Here is a 795-nt window from a genome sequence, read left to right as displayed (position 1 = left end):
CGCGACGCCGAACCCGCCGGCGTTCGTCCACCAGCTGCCCGCGCCGTAGGCCCAGGGCTCGTAGACGAGGATGCCGTCCGGCGTGCCGTTGCCGTCCCGGTCGACAACGAGCTGCACGCTCGGCCGGACGCCGGAGTGCGAGGTGAAGTCGATGGTGGTGGTCGCCGCGTCACTCAGGGGGAAGTCCGCCGCGACGTAGCCGGCCGACTTCGACTTGGAGAGGCCGGCGTTGTCGGTACCCTCCTCGGTCCACACGTGCAGACCGTTGTCGACGTACTCGTGGTGGCCGAACACGCGCGACTCCCCGAAGCCCCAGCCGGCACCGTTCTTGTCGGTCGAGTGGACCGTGATCACCTTGGGCGGCGTCACGACGGCTGCGGGCGCCAGGCCGAAGGTGTAGGTCGCGCCGCCGACGACGATGCGTTCGATGACCGCGTCACCGATCACGCCGGAGCCCAGCGAGTAGCCGACGCCGATGACCTTGGCGTCGGGGTTGGCCGCGACGAACGCGTCGATCGTGCCGAACGAGGCGTAACCCATGTCGGACGCGACGCCGAACCCGCCGGCGTTCGTCCACCAGCTGCCCGCGCCGTAGGCCCAGGGCTCGTAGACGAGGATGCCGTCCGGCGTGCCGTTGCCGTCCCGGTCGACAACGAGCTGCACGCTCGGCCGGACGCCGGAGTGCGAGGTGAAGTCGATGGTGGTGGTCGCCGCGTCACTCAGGGGGAAGTCCGCCGCGACGTAGCCGGCCCGGCCGACTTCGACTTGGAGAGGCCGGCGTTGTCGGTACCCTCC

1 protein-coding gene is annotated in these 795 nt (G+C 70.6%); it reads right to left on the bottom strand.

Features of this window, described 5'->3' with window-relative positions; translation table 11 throughout:
- On the bottom strand, positions 1-663 hold a 663-nt coding region (locus ACXJKG_RS21300), incomplete at its 3' end, for a hypothetical protein (RefSeq protein ID WP_456847708.1).
- Positions 664-795: the final 132 nt, after the last annotated feature.

It is taken from the genome of Cellulomonas sp. P5_C6 (assembly GCF_054049635.1).
The sequence above is the reverse complement of the archived record's forward strand: the minus strand, read 5'-3'. Positions and strand labels throughout refer to the sequence as shown.